General features: G+C 57.8%; 22 protein-coding genes. 9 read left to right on the forward strand and 13 right to left on the reverse strand.

Annotation, left to right across the window (positions count from 1 at the left end; translation table 11 throughout):
* The first annotated feature begins 60 nt into the window (after positions 1-60).
* Both rplM and rpsI read left to right on the forward strand, forming a co-directional pair.
* Positions 61-522 (forward strand): 50S ribosomal protein L13, encoded by a 462-nt coding sequence (rplM, locus tag NWQ23_RS12235; RefSeq protein ID WP_306166684.1) that lies wholly within the window; start codon positions 61-63, stop codon positions 520-522.
* Entirely contained in the window at positions 522-1,019 is a 498-nt protein-coding gene (gene rpsI, locus NWQ23_RS12240) for a 30S ribosomal protein S9 (protein WP_306166648.1), read from the forward strand. Before rplM ends, rpsI begins: the two co-directional genes overlap by 1 nt.
* Before the next feature lie 72 nt (positions 1,020-1,091).
* Here the strand turns inward: rpsI and NWQ23_RS12245 are convergent, their stop codons facing one another.
* Genes NWQ23_RS12245 through NWQ23_RS12270 form a run of 6 tightly spaced genes read right to left on the reverse strand, consistent with a single transcriptional unit; the run spans position 1,092 to position 5,944 of the window.
* A complete protein-coding gene (locus tag NWQ23_RS12245; protein ID WP_306166649.1) occupies positions 1,092-1,607 on the reverse strand; it encodes an acyloxyacyl hydrolase in 516 nt (171 codons plus the stop codon).
* A 9-nt stretch (positions 1,608-1,616) separates the two neighbouring features.
* Positions 1,617-2,234, reverse strand: coding sequence for a TetR/AcrR family transcriptional regulator (locus NWQ23_RS12250; RefSeq protein WP_306166650.1), 618 nt, complete (start codon positions 2,232-2,234; stop codon positions 1,617-1,619).
* The gene (gene ppk2, locus NWQ23_RS12255; protein ID WP_306166651.1) at positions 2,227-3,096 is read right to left on the reverse strand and encodes a polyphosphate kinase 2; all 870 of its coding nucleotides are present in this window, start codon (positions 3,094-3,096) and stop codon (positions 2,227-2,229) included. Before ppk2 ends, NWQ23_RS12250 begins: the two co-directional genes overlap by 8 nt.
* 47 nt (positions 3,097-3,143) lie before the next feature.
* Positions 3,144-4,136, reverse strand: coding sequence for an alpha/beta fold hydrolase (locus NWQ23_RS12260; protein WP_306166652.1), 993 nt, complete (start codon positions 4,134-4,136; stop codon positions 3,144-3,146).
* Positions 4,126-5,043: a homoserine O-succinyltransferase gene (gene metA / locus NWQ23_RS12265; RefSeq protein ID WP_306166653.1), complete on the reverse strand. Its 918-nt coding sequence runs from the start codon at positions 5,041-5,043 to the stop codon at positions 4,126-4,128. Before metA ends, NWQ23_RS12260 begins: the two co-directional genes overlap by 11 nt.
* Positions 5,044-5,080: 37 nt before the next feature.
* The gene (locus NWQ23_RS12270; protein ID WP_306166654.1) at positions 5,081-5,944 is read right to left on the reverse strand and encodes an ATPase; all 864 of its coding nucleotides are present in this window, start codon (positions 5,942-5,944) and stop codon (positions 5,081-5,083) included.
* A 149-nt stretch (positions 5,945-6,093) separates the two neighbouring features.
* Between NWQ23_RS12270 and NWQ23_RS12275 the strand changes: the two genes are divergently transcribed.
* A complete protein-coding gene (locus NWQ23_RS12275) occupies positions 6,094-6,438 on the forward strand; it encodes a rhodanese-like domain-containing protein (protein ID WP_306166655.1) in 345 nt (114 codons plus the stop codon).
* Between the two features lie 50 nt (positions 6,439-6,488).
* Here NWQ23_RS12275 and NWQ23_RS12280 read toward each other — a convergent pair whose 3' ends face one another.
* On the reverse strand, positions 6,489-6,947 hold the full coding sequence (locus NWQ23_RS12280) for a YHS domain-containing (seleno)protein (protein WP_306166656.1): 459 nt from the start codon (positions 6,945-6,947) through the stop codon (positions 6,489-6,491).
* A 112-nt stretch (positions 6,948-7,059) separates the two neighbouring features.
* A complete protein-coding gene (gene mnmA / locus NWQ23_RS12285; RefSeq protein ID WP_306166657.1) occupies positions 7,060-8,199 on the reverse strand; it encodes a tRNA 2-thiouridine(34) synthase MnmA in 1,140 nt (379 codons plus the stop codon).
* Between the two features lie 130 nt (positions 8,200-8,329).
* Here mnmA and NWQ23_RS12290 point away from each other — a divergent pair, with 130 nt between their 5' ends.
* From NWQ23_RS12290 to NWQ23_RS12310, 5 genes are all read left to right on the forward strand, one after another.
* Entirely contained in the window at positions 8,330-8,608 is a 279-nt protein-coding gene (locus NWQ23_RS12290; protein WP_306166658.1) for a DUF1153 domain-containing protein, read from the forward strand.
* Positions 8,609-8,699: 91 nt separating this feature from the next.
* Positions 8,700-9,413 (forward strand): response regulator transcription factor CtrA, encoded by a 714-nt coding sequence (ctrA, locus tag NWQ23_RS12295; protein ID WP_306166659.1) that lies wholly within the window; start codon positions 8,700-8,702, stop codon positions 9,411-9,413.
* Between the two features lie 134 nt (positions 9,414-9,547).
* Positions 9,548-11,695 carry an NAD-dependent DNA ligase LigA gene (ligA, locus tag NWQ23_RS12300; RefSeq protein WP_306166660.1) on the forward strand — a complete coding sequence of 716 codons (2,148 nt, stop codon included), beginning with the start codon at positions 9,548-9,550 and terminating at the stop codon, positions 11,693-11,695.
* On the forward strand, positions 11,692-13,782 hold the full coding sequence (recG, locus tag NWQ23_RS12305) for an ATP-dependent DNA helicase RecG (RefSeq protein ID WP_306166661.1): 2,091 nt from the start codon (positions 11,692-11,694) through the stop codon (positions 13,780-13,782). The genes ligA and recG overlap by 4 nt, the downstream gene beginning before the upstream one ends.
* A gap of 102 nt (positions 13,783-13,884) precedes the next feature.
* Positions 13,885-14,007, forward strand: a complete 123-nt coding sequence (locus tag NWQ23_RS12310; protein ID WP_306166662.1) for a hypothetical protein — start codon at positions 13,885-13,887, stop codon at positions 14,005-14,007.
* A 175-nt stretch (positions 14,008-14,182) separates the two neighbouring features.
* Here NWQ23_RS12310 and NWQ23_RS12315 read toward each other — a convergent pair whose 3' ends face one another.
* Positions 14,183-14,629 carry an iron-sulfur cluster assembly scaffold protein gene (locus NWQ23_RS12315; RefSeq protein ID WP_306166663.1) on the reverse strand — a complete coding sequence of 149 codons (447 nt, stop codon included), beginning with the start codon at positions 14,627-14,629 and terminating at the stop codon, positions 14,183-14,185.
* Positions 14,630-14,695: 66 nt separating this feature from the next.
* Between NWQ23_RS12315 and hisI the strand changes: the two genes are divergently transcribed.
* Positions 14,696-15,061, forward strand: coding sequence for a phosphoribosyl-AMP cyclohydrolase (gene hisI / locus NWQ23_RS12320; protein WP_306166664.1), 366 nt, complete (start codon positions 14,696-14,698; stop codon positions 15,059-15,061).
* Here hisI and gluQRS read toward each other — a convergent pair.
* From gluQRS to NWQ23_RS12340, 4 genes are all read right to left on the reverse strand, one after another.
* On the reverse strand, positions 15,058-15,888 hold the full coding sequence (gene gluQRS / locus NWQ23_RS12325; protein ID WP_306166665.1) for a tRNA glutamyl-Q(34) synthetase GluQRS: 831 nt from the start codon (positions 15,886-15,888) through the stop codon (positions 15,058-15,060). The two genes, hisI and gluQRS, sit on opposite strands and share 4 nt — an antisense overlap.
* 125 nt (positions 15,889-16,013) lie before the next feature.
* Positions 16,014-17,369, reverse strand: a complete 1,356-nt coding sequence (gene trmFO, locus NWQ23_RS12330) for a methylenetetrahydrofolate--tRNA-(uracil(54)-C(5))-methyltransferase (FADH(2)-oxidizing) TrmFO (protein ID WP_306166666.1) — start codon at positions 17,367-17,369, stop codon at positions 16,014-16,016.
* Between the two features lie 84 nt (positions 17,370-17,453).
* Positions 17,454-18,242 carry a hypothetical protein gene (locus NWQ23_RS12335; protein ID WP_306166667.1) on the reverse strand — a complete coding sequence of 263 codons (789 nt, stop codon included), beginning with the start codon at positions 18,240-18,242 and terminating at the stop codon, positions 17,454-17,456.
* Between the two features lie 264 nt (positions 18,243-18,506).
* Positions 18,507-19,235: a hypothetical protein gene (locus NWQ23_RS12340; RefSeq protein ID WP_306166668.1), complete on the reverse strand. Its 729-nt coding sequence runs from the start codon at positions 19,233-19,235 to the stop codon at positions 18,507-18,509.
* Between the last annotated feature and the right edge of the window lie 38 nt (positions 19,236-19,273).

The following is a 19,273-nucleotide window of genomic DNA, read 5'->3' on the forward strand; positions in this document are numbered from 1 at the left end:
TCTATAACGCCCCAATCGAATGACCCGTGGCGCAATGCCACCCCAAACTATTGGTGTTATATGAAAACCTTTACCGCAACTCCTGCGGATATCGACAAGAAATGGATCCTGATCGACGCTGAAGGCGTTGTTCTGGGCCGTCTTGCATCGATCATCGCGATGCGCTTGCGCGGCAAGCACAAGCCTTCCTTCACGCCGCACATGGATATGGGCGACAACGTGATTGTCATCAACTGCGAGAAAATCCAGATGACCGGCAACAAGCGTGACGAGAAGTACTACTGGCACACTGGCCACCCCGGCGGGATCAAAGAAAAGACCAAAGCCGAGATCCTTGAGGGCAAGCACCCTGAGCGTGTTGTCATGAAAGCCGTTCAGCGCATGCTGCCCGGTGGCAAGCTGTCCCGCCAGCAAATGACTCACCTGCGCGTTTTCGCAGGCACAGAGCATGGCATGGAAGCCCAGAAGCCCGAAGTTCTGGACGTCAAGTCCATGAACAAAAAGAATACGAGGACAGCATAATGGCCGATCAAGTCAATTCGCTCGAAGAGCTGGGCCAAGTTGCCGCCGGTGCTGCACCGACTGCTGCTGTGGTCGAGGTTGCTGCCCCACGTGAACCTGTGCGTGACGAACTGGGCCGGTCTTATGCGACCGGCAAGCGTAAAGATGCGGTCGCCCGCGTCTGGATCAAGCCTGGTTCAGGTAAGGTCGTCGTCAACGGCAAAGACATGAAGACCTATTTTGCACGTCCTGTTCTGCAGATGATCCTTGCGCAGCCGTTCTCGGTTGCTGGTGTCACTGGCCAGTTCGACGTGATGGCCACCGTCAAAGGCGGCGGTCTGTCCGGTCAGGCCGGCGCGGTCAAGCACGGTGTGTCCAAAGCGCTTCAGCTTTACGATCCGACACTGCGCGCAGCCCTGAAAGCTGCCGGCTTCCTGACACGCGACAGCCGTGTGGTTGAGCGTAAGAAGTACGGCAAGGCGAAAGCCCGTAAGAGCTTCCAGTTCTCCAAGCGTTAATCGCTGGCAGAGATCACAATACGAAAAGGGCGGCCCCGTGGGACCGCCCTTTTTCTTTGTCTCGCTTATCGGCTAGTTGAATTGATAAGACAGCCTGATCCCCAATGTCTCGATCCCGGGGTTGAGCTCTGTCGCGTTGGCATTGGACCGATGGTCGAAGAACACCGAAAGGCTGGCTGTCTCACCAAAGTTGATCCCCGCGCCAAGCGCCCCGCGAAACTGCACCGGAAAGCCCAAATCAGGGCCTTCACCTTGGACATAGAAGCCCGGCATGAGCGAGAGTTCGATAAAGATCGGGCTATCGCTGATCCGTTCTGTCGACCATTTACCGCCCGCGCCGACCCAGAAGTCATCATCACTCGTCAGGCTTGCGCCCACCGTGGGCTGAAAGGCCCCGTAGCGTTTGGGGAGGTCATAGATCGCGTAGAGTTCCGATCCGATCACGTCTTCCTGAAAATACGTATCGCCGTATTGCAGATGCACCCGCTCTGGCGCGTCGCTTTGTTGGAAGCATTCCGTGGGGCAATCGTTCAGATAGGTATCCGTCATGCCGACGATAAAGAAGAAAACGGCAAATCTACTGTCCATTGTGGTCTTTCAAGTATCTGGCGCGATCAATCCAAGACCACGCAGGTAGATGCCGATCCCTGTTTCAAGCAGGTCCTCGGGCGGGAAGGGGCTTTGCGTGCCGGGGTTCTGGCGGGCAAAGAGTTCGACAACGCCGTGCGACATGGCCCAGATATGCGCGCTGAACATCTGCGGCGGCGGGCGCTTGTCGGCGGGGATATGTTGGCTCAGCTTTTCGGCGGCTTTTTCCAGAACGCCCATCGCGCGGGTGGCAACAGCATGCAGTTCCGGCGTGCGATTGATGGAAATCCCCGATTCGAACATCGCGATGTAATAACCGGGGTATTTGCGGGCAAAGGCCAGATAGGCGCGGCCTGTGGCTTCAAAGGCCGACAAAGCAGAGGGCTGCCCGTCGCCATAGGCGCGTTCCATCATTTCTGCGAACAACTGATATCCCTGATGGGCCGCGGCAGCGATCAGGTCTTCGCGCCCTTCGAAATGGCGATAGACCGCAGCAGGGGTCACGCCTGCCTCGCGCGCGGCCTCTGACAGGGTAAACCCCGTTGGTCCGCGCTTTTCGATCAGCGTCAGACAGCCGTCAATCAGTGCCTCGCGCAGATTGCCGTGATGATACCCGCGCTTAGACATGCCAGAGGTCAGGGCCACCGACGATCTGCGGGTCAATGGGCTCGAGCGCTGAAGGGTCTTTGCGGGCATAGTCCAGCTCGCTCAGCACCGCGCGGATCACTTGCACGCGCGCGCGCCGCTTGTCATCGGACCGCACAATCGTCCAAGGGGCGAAATCCGTATGTGTGCGCTCCAGCGTTTCGGTGATCGCTTGGGTATAGGCATCCCATTTCGACAGCCCCTCCACGTCGATCCAGCTCAGTTTCCATTGTTTGAGAGGGTCTTTTTCACGCGCCAGAAACCGGTGCAGTTGCGTCGTTCGTCCCACGTTCAGCCAGATCTTGATCAGGGTAATCCCTTCCTTGACGAGCATATCCTCGAATTCAGGGGTCTGGGCAAACCAGCGTTCGCGCTCGTCAGGTGTACAAAAGCCGAAGACATGTTCCACAACCCCGCGATTGTACCAGCTGCGGTCAAAGATTGTGATCTCGCCCTTCGCCGGTAGATGGGCGATATAGCGTTGGAAATACCATTGTGCGGCCTCTACATCAGAGGGTTTGGACAGTGCCACAACCTTGGCCCCGCGCGGGTTCAGGTTTTCGCGGAACCGCTTGATCGTCCCGCCTTTGCCAGCGGCATCGCGCCCTTCAAAGACAATGGCGATGCGTTGCCCCGTCGCGCGCGCCCATGCCTGCATGCGGACCAGTTCGATTTGCAGGGCCGCAATCGCGTCTTCATAGGCCCCACGTTTCCAGCGGTCCGGATAGGGATAGCTTGGGTTGATGATCTGGCCGTCTTCGGCGGCGGCAATCGCCGCGCGCACATCATCCGGAGCGTCTTCGCGGTAGTAGCGGCTGATCCCGCCATCAAATGGCAATTCCATGAAAACTCTCCAGATCTTCTTGTGATCAGTATGGGCTGTTGCGCCCCTCAGCGCAATCCGGCGCGGGCGGCAACACGGTCAATCGCGTCGACGGTTTCCTGCCGGGCGACATGGTGAGGCTGGTGTCCGACCCCTTCCAGACGGATGAGGTTCGCGCTTTGCACGATCTTGACCATCTGTTCGGCATGGACCGAAAGCGGTACGGTTGTATCCGCTGTCCCGTGCAGGGCCTCGATCGGAAGGGTCAGATCAGGATAAAGCTCTGTCATCTCGACCACATGCGGGCGCAGCGTGTTCACTTGGCGGGCATTGGCGCGGAACGTGTCCGGCCGGATCGCCAAGGCACCGCCAAGATGCCCGATATAGCCTGCCGGCGCGGGCTGCGGCGTGAATGTTTCAGCCACTGCGTTCTCCACCGCGCGCAAAGGTACAAAAGCACTGATCAGTGGCACAGCGATCGCGCCACCAAGGGCACTGCCGTTCACTTTGTAATAGGCCCCCAGATCACCGGGCCACGGCATCGAAACCCCTGCCAGCAAGACAACACCCGAGGCATTGGTCGGGTCATCCATCTCGAGCCCGGTTGTCGCCCAAGCCATCGCGATAATTCCGCCAAAGCTATGGCCCACAACAATCGGATCAGTGATACCCAAGCTCCGTGCCGCCTCGCGCAGCATTGCGACCTGCGCATCGGGGCTGTCACCTTGGCTGGCAAAGGCGCGTTTGGGCGCTCCCGGCGTCTGGTCGGTATAGCCAAGGCCCGGCCGGTCAAAGGCCGTCACCGTATAGCGATCCGCCAGTTCCGCCATCAGATGGAAGGTGAAGTCGCGCAAATTGCCGCCTGCACCATGCAGCAAAATCACGTCAGGCCCTTCGCCTTGCTGGACATAATGCACGCGACCGCCAGCCACATCGACGAATTGCCCCACCGGAGGCAAGTCCTTTTCGATCTGCGCCACACGGTATTGCACCGTCAATCCGGTCAGGACGGCACCGATACCAAGGGCGAGCGCGGTCACTGTCAGTGCGTTAAGTGCCAATTTTTTCCAACTCAAAATGGGTGGTCTGGTAAATCTCGTTGATCCAGTTTCCATATAGGAGATGCGCGTGACTTCTCCACCTGTTTTGAGGTTGTTGCGTCGGGTCATCGTCAGGATAGTAGTTCATCGGCACATTTATGGGCGTCCCGTTCGCGATATCGCGATCATATTCCTGCTTGAGCGTGCCGCTGTCGTATTCAAAGTGATTGAAGATATAAAGCGCCCGATGTCCGGGATCTTCAACCAGGGCAGGGCCTGCCTCATCGCTGGTAATCAGCGTCGTCAGACCCGGGGCCGCGTCGATCTCGTCCTGACGCATTTCGGTCCAGCGGCTGACAGGGATCACGCAATCGTCCGAAAAGCCACGCAGATAGGGCGAGGCGGGTGCCGTGTTGCGATGCCGGAAACAGCCAAAGGCCTTGTGGTCCAGAATATGTTTCTGCACCCCGTGGAAATAGTTGATCATCGCCATGCCGCCCCAGCAGACCCCGAAGGTGGAATGCACATGGGTCTGGGTCCAGTCAAAAACCTCTGTCAGTTCCTGCCAATAGGTCACTTCCTCAAAGGGCAGATGTTCAATGGGCGCGCCGGTGATGATCAGACCGTCGAATTTTTCGTCCTTCACTTCGGAAAACGGACGATAGAATTCTTCCATATGCGCGGCGGCGGTATTCTTGGTCTGATGTTCCGACATGCGGATCAGCGAGAACTCGATCTGCAAGGGTGTGGCACCGATCAGGCGCGCAAACTGGTTCTCGGTCTGGATTTTCTTGGGCATCAGGTTCAGCAAGGCAATCCGCAGCGGGCGGATATCCTGACGCGCGGCTGTATCTTCATCAAGCACCATGACGCCTTCGTTCGACAGAACGTCATAGGCGGGCAGGGCAGAGGGTAATTTAATGGGCATCGGTTTTGATCCTGATAGGAGGGCAGAGATAGGGCCGTTAGCCCCGCATCTCAAGGGCGTCAGCGATCATGCTGACAAAGCCCTCCGTATCTTTGACCTGTGCGACCGCATGTTGCTGCACGGTGATGCCCCATTTGTCCGCCATCGCCTTGTAGCGCGGCTGACGGTGCGCGAGCGCCTTGGCAAAGGCCCAGCGGATAAAGGTATCGGGGTCCACCTTGTCAGGGGCCACGTTGAATTCGCCCAGATAGGCCTGCCATGTGGCCAGCAGGAACGCCGGATCATAGGACATCGGTTTAGGTTCTTTATCAAAACGGCGGATCAGTTCGGCGGTATGATCATCCGTGCCTTCGATCCAGACCATGAGTGTCTTGCTGGCCAGATCGGACAACACCGGATCATCGGGATCATGCGCATCAACCCACTCGCAGATCGATCCGCCCGTGTCGCAGATGAAATGCGGGTATTGATAAAGCCGCTCGGCCCGTTCGATGAAATGTCCTGTATCCAAAAGCGCCGCGACTTCTGCTGCCTGAAACTCGGCCTGACGGCGGGTGTATTCCTCCCATGCCAGCCCGCCCAGCGCCGGATCACCCGGCTTGCCCAGATAGGACGACATCGGCTTGAGATCATCGAAAGAGATGTTCGAGCCGATATAGATCGAGTTTGACCGCAACAGATCGCGCAGAAACGGCACCTTCATCGCCTCGCGCTTGGCGTTATCGGCGATCTTTTCGCCCATATAGCGGGTGCCGATCCGGTAATCGATCGAGTAGTGAAACCAGTCACCCGTCTCGCGCAGCATTTTGGACAGATAAGTCTTGCCCAGACCGGACATGGCAAAAAGCAGGACACGTTTTTGCGGGGCGTTGCGCCATTCGGATGCGGATGCGTAAATCATGGGGCTGTGGGTAGCGATGCCGGATGAAATCTGCCAGCATATTTTTGCATCGGCGTCATTTTGTTCCCGGTTGGTGACATCATCACCGACCGCAAGGGGCGTGTGTTGTAAAGGGTGTTCTGACGGTCTTCAAACACAGGATGATACCCATGGCATATACCGAGAAATTTCAGGCAATGGCGGACGCAGCCCGCACCAAGGTCGAGGAAGTAAAACCGGAAGATGTGGACGCGCTGATCGCTGCGGGCGCAGTGGCACTTGATATTCGCGACAAGGAAGAACATGACGCATATCACATCCCCGGGTCGATCAACGTCAGCCGTGGCAAGCTCGAGATGAATATCGAGGGCGAGATCAGCGACCTTGATACGACCATCCTTTGCTACTGCAATGCTTACAATCGCGGGGCGCTCTCGGCTGCGACACTCAAGGATATGGGCTATCGTAATGCCAAGTTCATCGCAGGCGGTTTGGGGGCCTATCGTAAACTTTAAGGTTTCCATGCGCGGGCGCGCATCAAATCAGAGGCCGCCCGCCATGAAACTTAGCCAAGAACGCTTGGCCAGTTCGCATCAGCCGCAGCAATATGGCCCGGAATGTCCCGCTCCCAACGGCTTCTCACGCTGGTCGAGAAGTTCAGGTAAAGCTTGTCATCCACAATCGACCAGGCCTCTGGCACTGTCGGGGCGGTATAGCCCTGGCTGACCGCGTAGGCGCAATAGCCGCCATATTGCGGGGCATAGCGGGCGGGGTCTGCCGTGAAAGCATCACGGTTCGCCTCTGACGCAAAGCGCCACGTGGCCCCCATGTAGTCTGCCGTGATCGCAGGGTCACCGGCGATGGGTGCGCTCTGGGTGAAGTAGGCGACAACATCGCTGCCATCGACGGCGATTCCATTCTCGGCGTAAATCTCGGGCGCGGCGGCCATGGCGCGCGGGGCGAAGGTGGCAACCGCAGGTGCGGTGATTGCCAGTGTCAGCAAGTGGCGGCGGGTCAGTTGCATGTGGTTCTCCGGGGTAAACAAGATTGATTTCTCCCCAGATGGGCCAATTGGACATCCAAAAGCTAGAGGCCACACAGACATGTGACCTTTCGTTGCAAAATCGCAGATGGCGCTATTGGCCGCGCCAGATCCAGCCGCCGCCCAACACGCGGGTGCTGTCGGGGTCATAGAACACGCAAGCCTGCCCCGGAGAGACGCCCTGTTCGGCCACCAGAAGCTCGACCTCGGCCTCGGTGTCGGAAATCGGCCGCAGGATCGCATCCGTCGGTGGCCGTGTCGAGCGGACCCGCACGGCAATCTGCCGCTCTGCGACATCCATCAGGTTGCCGCCCCCGATCCAGTTGATCTCGCGGATCGGCACGCGGCGGGTCGCCAGCATCTCTTTGGGACCGACAACAACCTGTTTGGTATTCACATCGAGTTTGACCACATAAAGCGGATCGGCAAGACCGCCGATGCCCAAACCACGCCTTTGACCGACGGTGTAGTGGATCACGCCGCGATGGGTGCCCAGAACATTGCCCTGCACATCGACAATCTCGCCCGGAGCCGCAGCACCGGGGCGCAGCTTTTCGATCACGGCCGCATAATCGCCATTGGGGACAAAGCAGATGTCCTGACTGTCGGGCTTGTCTGCGACGCTGAGCCCGTATTTCGCGGCCAAGGCGCGGGTCTCTTCCTTTGACGCATGGTGGCCCAGCGGAAAGCGCAGATAGTTCAACTGTTCTTGCGTGGTCGAGAACAGGAAATAGCTTTGGTCCTTGCTGGCATCAGCGGCGGAATGAAGCTCGGCCCCGTCCTCACCCATTTTGCGCTGGATATAGTGGCCTGTGGCCATGCAATCCGCATCAAGGTCCTTGGCGGTCTCCAAAAGGTCCTTGAACTTGACCCTCTCGTTGCAGCGGATACAGGGCACGGGGGTGGCACCGCCCAGATAACTGTCGGCAAATTCGTCCATCACCGCTTCGCGGAAGGTGTTTTCGTAATCCAGCACGTAATGCGGAAAGCCCATGTCCTCTGCCACACGGCGGGCATCGTGAATGTCACGACCGGCGCAACAGGCGCCCTTTTTGGCCAGCGCGGCACCGTGGTCATATAACTGCAAGGTCACGCCAACCACATCATAGCCTTCTTCCGCCAGCTTCGCGGCCACGACAGAGCTGTCCACACCACCGGACATGGCAACGACCACGCGGGTCTGCGCAGGTGGCTTTGCAAAGCCGAGAGAATTCAGCGGCGAATCAAGGGGCATAACAGGTCCGGACGTGATGGGTTCGTGAAGAAATATAGGAAAATGCGAGATACTCTCAAGAGGGCGCTTATACCACTCATTAAACCCTGTGCTTCAAAAGTAATGCCGGAGTAATGGAAAGGGGTGAGAAATGTACCTGAGAAAAGTAGACGGGCCGCGCTCTGTGACGCTGCCCGATGGAAAGATCATGACGCGGGCAGACCTGCCCAGCAAAACCACAAGACGCTGGGTTGCATCCCGCAAGGCCGCCGTTGTCAGGGCTGTCAGTGCAGGTTTGATTTTGCGCAAAGAGGCACTTGAACGCTACTGCCTGTCAGAGGAGGAGTTCCTGGAATGGGAAACCGCCATTGATCTTCATGGGGAAGCCGCGCTCAAGGCCACGGCATTGCAACGCTATAGACAACCCTAGGTAGTATCGCTAATTTGTTTTCGTAAAGTAACGTGCCATTAACCTTTATGCATTTAGGTTAACGACACCGAACTCAGAGCGGAGTACTGAAATGCGTGTCTTGCTGGTTGAAGATGACCCAACAACATCCAAAAGCATCGAACTGATGCTGACCCATGCCAATCTTAATGTCTATTCAACCGACATGGGTGAAGAAGGGATCGATCTGGCGAAACTTTACGACTACGACCTGATCCTGTTGGATCTGAACCTGCCGGACATGAACGGGCACGAGGTGCTGCGCCAGTTGCGCCTGAGCCGCATTGATACGCCTATATTGATCCTTTCAGGGGACGATGGGACAGAAAGCAAGCTAAAAGGCTTCGGTTTTGGGGCTGATGACTATCTCACAAAACCCTTCCACCGCGAAGAACTCGTGGCGCGTATCCATGCAATTATCCGGCGCTCCAAAGGGCACGCTCAGTCAATTATCAAAACTGGGCAAATCGCCGTGAATCTTGATGCCAAGACGGTCGAGGCAGAAGGGACGACCGTGCATCTGACCGGCAAAGAGTATCAAATGCTCGAATTGCTCAGCCTGCGCAAAGGCACAACTTTAACGAAAGAAATGTTCCTCAACCATCTGTACGGCGGGATGGATGAACCTGAATTGAAAATCATTGATGTATTCATCTGCAAGTTGCGCAAGAAACTCAGTGAAGCGACAGCAGGGGACAATTATATCGAAACGGTTTGGGGCAGGGGCTATGTCCTGCGCGATCCGGAGCCTGTCGTCGCGATCAAAAAGCTCGCTGTCGGGGCCTAGCGGGCCCAGCAGGTCCTGTTGCATCGGTCGCTGATCCAGATTTGCCAAAGCCGTGCTGGACGCAGACCATTCACCCGCATAATTATGGCGAGGCACCCACACGTCCGGTGCGCGTTATACTGCGGGAGACAGACATGGTTCAGGCGACCGGGAGAGAGCATCCGGAAACGGGGGGTATGCCTGTCAACGACCTGAGCGAGGATCAGGCCGCGCGCGAACTGGCGTGGCTTGCCGCACAGTTGCAAGCCGCCAATACCGCCTATCACCGCGATGATGCACCCGACATCAGCGACGCCGACTATGATGCGCTCAAGCAACGCAACGCCGCGATCGAGGCGCAGTTTCCCGAACTCAAGCGCGCCGATAGCCCAAGCGAAGTCGTCGGCGGGGCCATCGCGGAGGGGTTCGGCAAGGTCCAGCATGTGGTGCGGATGCTTTCGCTCGGGAACGCATTCAGCGACGATGAAGTGACCGAATTTGACCAGCGTATCCGCAAATATCTGGGTCTGCCTGATGACGCGCCGCTGGCCTATACGGCGGAACCAAAGATTGACGGCCTGTCACTCTCTTTACGCTACGAGGACGGGACCCTCGTGCAAGCGGCCACGCGCGGGGATGGGGCCGTTGGCGAAAATGTCACCGCCAATGCCCGCACGATTGCCGATATCCCGCAGCAATTGCGCGGCGCGCCCGATGTGCTGGAGGTGCGCGGCGAGGTTTACATGAGCCATGCAGATTTCGCGGCACTCAATGAAAGGCAAAAGGTAGCAGGTGCCAAGACATTCGCAAACCCGCGCAATGCCGCCGCGGGATCGCTGCGCCAACTGGATGCGGAAATCACCAAATCCAGACCTTTGAGGTTTTTCGCCTATGCTTGGGGCGATTTGTCGGCACCTTTGGCGGAAACACAATCGGCTGCGATTGCCCGTCTGGCCGCACTTGGATTTTCCACCAACCCGCTAACGGTCACCTGCGACGGTCCTGACCAGTTGATCGCCCATTATACGCAGATCGAAGAACAGCGTGCGAATTTGGGCTATGATATCGACGGCGTGGTCTACAAGGTCGATGATCTGGCTTTGCAGCGGCGCTTGGGCTTTCGGTCCACCACGCCACGCTGGGCGATTGCGCATAAATTTCCCGCTGAACTGGCCTGGACCGTGTTAGAGGCGATCGACATTCAGGTAGGCCGGACCGGGGCACTTTCACCCGTTGCGCGGTTGCGCCCTGTCACCGTGGGTGGCGTCGTTGTTTCTAACGCGACGCTGCACAACGAAGACTATATCGCGGGGCGGGGCGGCGACGGCAACCCGATCCGCGAAGGGCGCGACATCCGGGTGGGCGATTGGGTGCAAGTGTACCGTGCGGGCGATGTGATCCCCAAAATCAAGGATGTCGATCTGGGGCGCCGGCCTGATGATGCGCGGCCCTATGCCTTTCCCGATGTCTGCCCCGAATGTCAGTCTGCCGCCATCCGCGAGGCGGGTGACGCGGTGCGCCGCTGTACCGGCGGCATGATTTGTCCTGCGCAAGCGGTTGAAAAATTGAAACATTTTGTGTCGCGTGCCGCTTTTGATATCGAAGGATTGGGCGCGAAACAGGTCGAACAATTCTACAGCGATGGTTGGATCACGACGCCTGCCGATATTTTCACCCTGCGTGACAGATTTGGCACCGGGCTCCAGCAACTGAAAAACCGCGAAGGCTGGGGCGAGAAGAGTGCGAGTAACCTGTTTGATGCCATTGATGACAAGCGCCAGATTTCTTTGGCGCGGTTGATTTATTCGCTGGGCATCCGGCATGTGGGCGAAAATTCTGCCACCTTGCTGGCCAACCACTACGGCACTTGGGCAGCGTTTGAACAGGCGATGACGCAAGCCACCGTGGGCAGTGGCCCCGCGTGGGACGATCTGATCGCGATTGACGGGGTCGGTGCTGTGATGGCCACATCGGTGATCACGACATTGCAGCAAGAGGCAGAGCGGGACTCGATCGACCGCCTTGTCGCCGCGCTGGACGTGCAAGCCGCTCAAGCTGTTGCGACCGATAGCCCCGTTGCGGGCAAAACCGTGGTCTTTACCGGCACATTGGAACGCATGACGCGGGCAGAGGCCAAGGCCCGGGCCGAGGCGCTGGGTGCCAAAGTGTCGGGCTCGGTCAGCGCCAAAACCGATATCCTCGTGGCAGGTCCGGGCGCGGGGTCCAAAGCCACAAAGGCCGCGGAACTGGGCGTTGAAACGATGGACGAAGATGCCTGGCTTGCGCTGATCGGCACCGCATGAGCGGGCGTCCGGAAATCCTGTTTCCCCTTTTCGGGACATTGACCAAGCTTGACGGGATCGGGCCAAAATCCGCGCAAATCCTTGAAAACGCGAGCGTAAGGACACCGCTTGATGTGCTGTTCACGCTGCCACATTCCGGCGTTGACCGCCACCGCCGCGCCACGATCCGCGATGTCGTGGCCCCCAGCGTGGTCACGGTCGAGGTGACGGTGGGCGAGCATTATCCGCCCAAGTCGCGGGGCCGCCCCTATCGCGTGCAGGTGACTGATGCGCAAACCACCTTTCAACTGGTGTTCTTCCATGCGCGGGGCGATTTCCTGCAAAAGCTTTTGCCAACGGGGCAGAAACGGGTCGTCTCTGGCAAGGTAGAGATTTTCGACAGTATCGCCCAGATCGTCCATCCCGATCACGTGTTGCCTGTGGCCGAGGCGGAAGAGATTCCCGCGTTCGAGCCGGTTTACCCTTTGCACGCAGGGATCACCCAAAAGGCAATGTGGAAAGCCACGCGGTCGGCCTTGGATCTGGCCCCCGCCTTGCCCGAATGGATTGATCCGGGGTTGAAAGCCCGCGAGCATTGGCCCGATTGGCACACGGCTTTGGCCAAGGTCCATAGCCCTGACGCCACATCAGACCTGTCGCCGCATGCGCCCGCCCGCGAACGACTGGCGTATGACGAGCTTTTTGCCCATCAACTCACGCTGGCTTTGGCCCGTGCGGCAGTGCGCAAAGCCAAGGGTTTACCCTCGGTCGCCACCGGCTTGCTGACCAAGAAAGTACTTGCCGCGCTGCCCTATACGCCCACGAACGCGCAAAATCGGGCCGTTTCGGAAATCGTCGCCGATCTTGCCACGCCCTTGCGGATGAACCGGCTTTTGCAGGGGGATGTGGGGTCGGGCAAGACGCTTGTCGCGCTGATGGCGCTTTTGTGCGTGGTCGAGGCGGGAGGGCAGGGCGTGATGATGGCGCCCACCGAAATCCTTGCCCGTCAACATCTCGAGGGGCTGCGGCCTTTGGCAGAAAGTGCCGGTGTCGTGCTGGAGATCTTGACCGGACGCGACAAGGGTGCTGCGCGTGCGGCAAAGCTTGCGGCACTGGCTGCAGGCAAGATCGACATTCTGGTTGGCACCCATGCCGTATTCCAAAAAGATATTGCTTTCAAAGACCTGCGCCTTGCGGTGATCGACGAACAGCACCGCTTTGGCGTCGCACAGCGAATGGAACTGGGGGCCAAAGGGCGCGCGGTTGATGTGCTGGTCATGACCGCCACGCCCATCCCCCGCTCGCTGGCGCTCGCGCAATACGGCGATATGGATGTGTCGGTGCTGGACGAAAAACCGCCCGGCCGAACGCCGGTGCAAACGGCACTTGTGTCCACATCGCGCATGGATGAGGTCGTGCAAAAACTGCGCCATGCGGTGGCCGAAGGGCGGCAGGCCTATTGGGTCTGTCCTCTGGTCGAGGAAAGCGAAGTGGTCGATATGACCGCCGCCGAGGAACGGTTCAAACAGTTGCGCGCTGCCTTGGGCGAAGGCGTGGTGGGGTTGGTCCATGGGCAGATGCCGCATGCGGAAAAAGATGCGGCTATGGCACGTTTTGTGGCGGGTGATACCAAGGTACTTGTCGCAACCACGGTGATCGAAGTGGGGGTCAATGTCCCCAACGCCTCGATCATGATGATCGAACATGCAGAGCGCTTCGGTCTGGCGCAATTGCACCAGTTACGGGGCAGGGTGGGGCGCGGGGCCGCAGCCTCGACCTGTCTGCTGCTTTATCAGGCCCCCTTGACCGAAACCGGCCGCCGCCGTCTGGAGATTTTGCGCGAAACCGAAGACGGGTTCCGGATCTCGGAGGAAGATCTGGCCATGCGCGGCGCGGGCGATGTGATCGGCACCGCGCAATCGGGTTTACCACGGTTTCGGATTGCTGATCTGGAGCGACAGACAGGCCAGATGGCCGTGGCCCAAACGGATGCACGCAAACTGCTGAATGACGATCCCAAGCTGGAAACACCGCGCGGGCAGGCGGCACGCACGCTGCTTTGGCTGATGGAACAGGATAAGGCAATCCGTTTGATATCAGTGGGTTAACTGCGTCTGTATCAAAATGTTCTCAAATGTTCTCAAAAAGTTCTTTACAGGGGGTTAATGATATGAGAACAAAGTGGCAACAGAACATTAAAGGAACATCACATGGCCGAGGACATCAAATCAGTGATCGCACGCTCTCGTGACACCATCCTGGCTGACGCCCTGGGCGTGGTTGCTTTGATGGTCATGCTTATTGTCGGATTGGCCTTGCCCGGGTTGATCTGATTTGCCTGACGGTCGTGGTCCGGTCCATCACATTGCCCTGTCCCGAGAATGCAATGCATGATGACCTGCCTGTCTGATGTCCAAAGCGGGGGTTTTGCCTCTCCCCACGGAAACGGACCGGGCCTGATCGTTCTTCCTGCCGCCGCCATCCTGTCCCGGATGCGCGGCGGTTTTTTTATGCGGTGGCGTGCAGGCTTTGCAGGGCGTCCAGCGTTGCATCGAAGGCGAGCATGATCGAGGCATGGCGGTTTTTGTAGTCTTTCGCCGGTTGCAGCACTTCAAGCCCGTCAAAGGGAGCCTCCGGCACAGGCCCATCGGATTTCAGCATCGCAAACAACGCATCCCGCCCGTCCTGCACCTGTGCTGGTGTCAGCCCCACGATATTCGCGCCGACAACAGCCGCCGCTGCCTGGCCAAGCGCGCAGGCTTTTACATCCTGCCCATAGTCGGTAATCACCCCGTCGGTCAGAACCAGATCAACCGTCACTGTGGACCCGCACAAAGGCGCGCGTCTTTTCGCCGTGGCTGTCGGGTTGGCCAGCCGCGCTGTCTTGGGCATGTCAGCCGCCAGCGCCAGAATGCGCGCTGAATAGAGTTTGATCAGATCTGTTTCCGCTGACATCGCGTTGCCCTTTATCTTACAGAGCCTTAGATAGTGCGCACAGCTCTGCTTGCAAAGGTTTTTGATATGTCCTTCGATCCTGCGACCCTGAAGTATAATGACGCAGGCCTGATCCCTGCGATTGCCCAGGATGCCACCTCGGGCGAAGTGCTGATGATGGCATGGATGAACGCGCAGGCTGTCGCGCAGACCTTGGCCACGGGGCAGGTGACCTATTGGTCCCGCTCGCGGCAGGCGTTCTGGGTCAAGGGGGCGACAAGCGGCCATACCCAAACCCTCGTCGATTTCCGCGTGGATTGTGACCGCGATTGTCTGCTGGTCACGGTCAACCAAGAAGGGCCCGCTTGCCACACAGGTCGCCGCAGTTGTTTCTATACATCAGTGCAGGACGGGACCGAGGTGGAAATCATGGCGCCTGTTCCTCAGGATTAATCAACAAATCCAATCATTTGCTTGATGTCGTCGGGAGTCGCCCCTTCGGCCCGATATTTCGCCAGCGCCTTGGATTTGTCGATCTTGGCCAAGCGTTTGCCGGCGTCATCAAGGACCAGTCCGTGATGATGATAGACAGGTGTGGGGTATCCCAAGAGGTGCTGCATCAGCACGTGCAGCGGTGTAAGCGCCTGAAGGTCCGTACCGCGCACAACATGGGTGATCTCTTGCGCCGCATCATCATGCACGCAGGCCAGATGATAGGACGGATCGCCTGTGTCTTTGCGTTTCAATACAGGATCGCCGATGGTGTGGCAAAGCGCTGCGGGATCAATATGCACAAGCCCTGCATCCTGCACGCCGGTCTCTTCAAACTGTATGGGCTGCGCGATCCGCGCCAGCGCCAAACCGACATTGAGCCGAAGCGCGTCACCCGCATTGCGCGTCTCCATCCCGCGCATGCGGCAGGTTCCGGGGTAGACCATCCCGTCCGCTCCCGGCACGGCCCCGGCTTCAACAATAGCGCGGCGCGAACATGAACAGGGGTAGATCAAACCGCGCTCTGCCAATGCGGCGATTGTGGTGTCATAAAGACCCGCACGCTCTGACTGGCGCAAAACAGGGGTGGGCCACTTAAGCCCAAGCCATGCGAGGTCTTCGTAAATCCCCGCCTCGTATTCTGGTCGCACGCGGGTGCTATCGGTGTCTTCAATCCGCAACAACGCCGTTCCACCCAAACGCGCGGCCTGTTGCCAGACGGTCAGCGCCGAATAGGCGTGGCCCAGATGCAGAGGACCGGTGGGCGAGGGCGCAAAACGGGTGATCACAGGCAGCGCAGCTTTATCACATCCGACCTCATGGCAAGATCACGCCGAAAACCAGCCGTGGTGTCCAGCGGGTAGGGTTCATGACTGCATTTCTGAGGACCATGACAGCAGTCTAAAAGCACCGCTCAGGCAGCGTCCAGTGCGATTTGTCCCAGCCACGCCTGCCAATCGGCCTTGGCCCTGTCGGTATAGGCTTTGTAGCGGTCCTTGCGGCCGCGCCGTCCTGATTTGACGCCATCCAGCGGAGGAAAGAGGCCAAAATTGACGTTCATGGGCTGGAATGTCTTCGCCTCGGCCCCGCCGGTGATGTGTGTGACAAGCGCGCCCATCGCCGTAGTGTGCGGCACGGGCGCGAGCCTCTGACCCGTCAACTCCGCCACAGCCATGCGTCCGGCCAAAAGCCCCATGGCGGCACTTTCCACGTAACCTTCAACGCCGGTGATTTGCCCTGCAAAGCGAATATTGGGGCGCGAGCGCAGGCGCATTTCATCATCCAGCAGCGTGGGCGAATTGATAAAGGTATTGCGGTGGATACCGCCAAGGCGCGCAAATTCCGCCTCTTCCAGCCCGGGAATCAGTTTGAAAACATCCTTTTGCGCGCCGTACTTCATCTTGGTCTGGAAGCCGACGATATTGAACAGTGTACCCAGCGCGTTGTCGCGGCGCAGTTGGACAACCGCATAGGGTTTGTTCGCGGGATCATGGGCATTGGTCAGGCCCACCGGCTTCATCGGACCAAAGCGCAGCGTTTCGCGGCCGCGTTCCGCCATGACCTCGATCGGCAGGCAGCCGTCGAAATAGCCTGCGGTTTCGCCTTCCTTGAACGCGGTCTTCTCGGCGGCCAAAAGCGCGTCGATGAAGGCTTCATACTGCGCCTTGGTCATCGGGCAGTTGAGGTAGGCGGTCTGCTCTTCTTCGGTCTCGCCCTTGTCATAGCGCGACTGCATCCACGCCACATCCATGTTGATGCTGTCATGATAGACAATAGGGGCGATCGCATCAAAGAAAGCCAAGGCTTCGGCACCGGTTTCCTTCTGGATCGCCTCGGCCAAGGCGCCTGATGTCAGCGGACCAGTGGCAATAATCCAATGGCCGTCTTCAGGCAGGGCGGTCACCTCTTCATAAGACACGGAAATATTTGGGTGAGAGGTCAAAGCCGCCGTCACGCTTTCCGCAAAAGGATCACGGTCCACGGCCAGGGCCCCACCCGCAGGCAGCCGGTGCTTATAGGCCGTCTGCATGATCAGCCCGTCCGCCTGCATCATTTCCCAATGCAGCAGCCCGACAGCATTCTGTTCACTGTCATCGGACCGGAAAGAATTGGAGCACACCATTTCGCCCAAGTTGCCGGTACGATGCGCAAAGGTTTCAACCTTCGGGCGCATCTCGTGAATGACAACTTTCAGGCCCGCGTTCGCGGCCTGCCAGGCGGCCTCTGATCCGGCCATTCCGCCGCCGATAATGTTGAGTGTGTGTTGCATGACTGTGATTTAGTCGCCAAAGCGCAAAAAGAAAAGGCCCGCAAAAAATGCGGGCCATCTTGTTTGTGTTTGATCAGGGTTCGTCTACCCGTCAAGATTCAGCAAACCGCCAAAGTCAAGGAAACTGCGGTTGCCAAAGATTGTCCCTGTGCTGCGCCCGATTGAATAGGAAGCACCAATGGCCACATACTCGATTTCTTCTTCTGAGATGAAACGCGTATCAGCAGTACTGAAAGAAGACGCGATTTGCCCAACTTCGGCAAAAACAGAGGGGCCGTTTTCAAAGCTGTATCGTACGAACAAGGCCGTATCACCAAAGGTCACATCTTCGAGAAAGGATCCGTCCGAGGTTGTGACAGGGACATCGGATTGAGAGATCGATTCATAGTCGAACCCGACAGAGAAACCGCGCGCAACTTGAAATTCAAAGCTGAGCCCGGCGATTGATCTGTCGCGGTCGTCAAGATCGTCCGAGTCCACCACGCCAAAGTACGCTTCAAGGCGCGTTCCATTCGTTCCTGTCCCGAATTCCACCCCATAGTTCGAGGCATCTATAGACTCACCACTTTCCACGGCGGCAAAGACCCCCAAAGCTGTGGCGTCTGACAGGGCATACATGCCGTGGACCGTCGTCGTCATGATGCTTGCATCCGTTTCATCACTGTCCACGACAGACAGGTTTGCACCAATCGAAAAGGCTGATGCCAAACCTATCTCGATACCGGCACCAAGTGCGGCAACGCTCCCGTCTACGTCACTGTCATTATACTGACGAAATGAGCCTTCAAAAGACGTGGCCCTGATGTCTTGTGCAACTGCAGGCGCTGCGATGCCAAAGGTAGCAACTGCCACCAGAATATTTTTCAATTTCATGTGCTTATCCAATACCAATTAACTTCGTGTATCGTATCGCATAGGTTGTGCAGGGGCTAAAGTCTGGAATGAACAAAACCCAGATATGTCACTTGGAAATCACAGTTAAATTCGCGGTCGCAAAAAAAGAAACCCCGCTGTGACCAGCGGGGTTTTTGTTGCTCTGTCATGCGCATTCTCGGTTATCCCGCTATACGCGCATGACCAATCTGGAATGCACTGCGACGTCGCAAACGCGTTTCGCCTCTTCGATCCAGCGTCCTTTTAAGGAACTGCGACTGCGTCAATGTTGGCTTTGAATACTTCGTACACGCCGCGCGGTCCGAATGTAGTCCCACCGTTCTGACCGACAGCGATGCTGGCTTTGAGCGCAAAGAAGGTTTCGCTTGTTTCGGCCACATCCTCTTGGGTCAGCGTCCCAATGGTTGCACCAAGCCGCAGACCTTGCTGCAATTCATAGTATCCGCCCACTTCAAAAGCCGAGGCCGAGAAATCATCCCCTGTGAAACCGTCGTAGTTGGCCTCGAATCCGAAACCACTGCCAAAGTCATAATCAACAGCAGCACCGTAAAGCGTTACTTCGCGCGCCAGTGGATCATCTGCGCTACCGAAATAGGCCTGCGCTTCGCCCACGCCGAAATCATAGGCGATCTCGCCGCCGAACATGCCGGAATCCTCGCCGTCGGTGTTGTCACGTCCAAAGAAGATACCCAAAGTGGTGACAGAATTGATGCTATAGGACAGGTGTCCGGTCAAGTTGGACAGGTTGCCTCGATCAACCTCAAAGTTGTAGATTGTAAAGTCACCGGCTGCCGAGACCCCATAAAGCAATTCGACTTCGGCAGAGCCGGAGTAAATGATGCTGCCAAGATCTTCGACATCGGTGACGTCGCTGTATTCAATGCTCAGTTCCGCACCGGAAAAACCTTGTGCAAAAACCGCCGTGCTGCTTGCGAAAACGCATGCCGTTGTCATTAGGATTTTATTCAACATGTCGTATACCTCTTTTCGTTTGTTGGGGCATTGTCTGC

The sequence above is a fragment of the Yoonia sp. genome (assembly GCF_030731595.1).
Taxonomy (GTDB): domain Bacteria; phylum Pseudomonadota; class Alphaproteobacteria; order Rhodobacterales; family Rhodobacteraceae; genus Yoonia.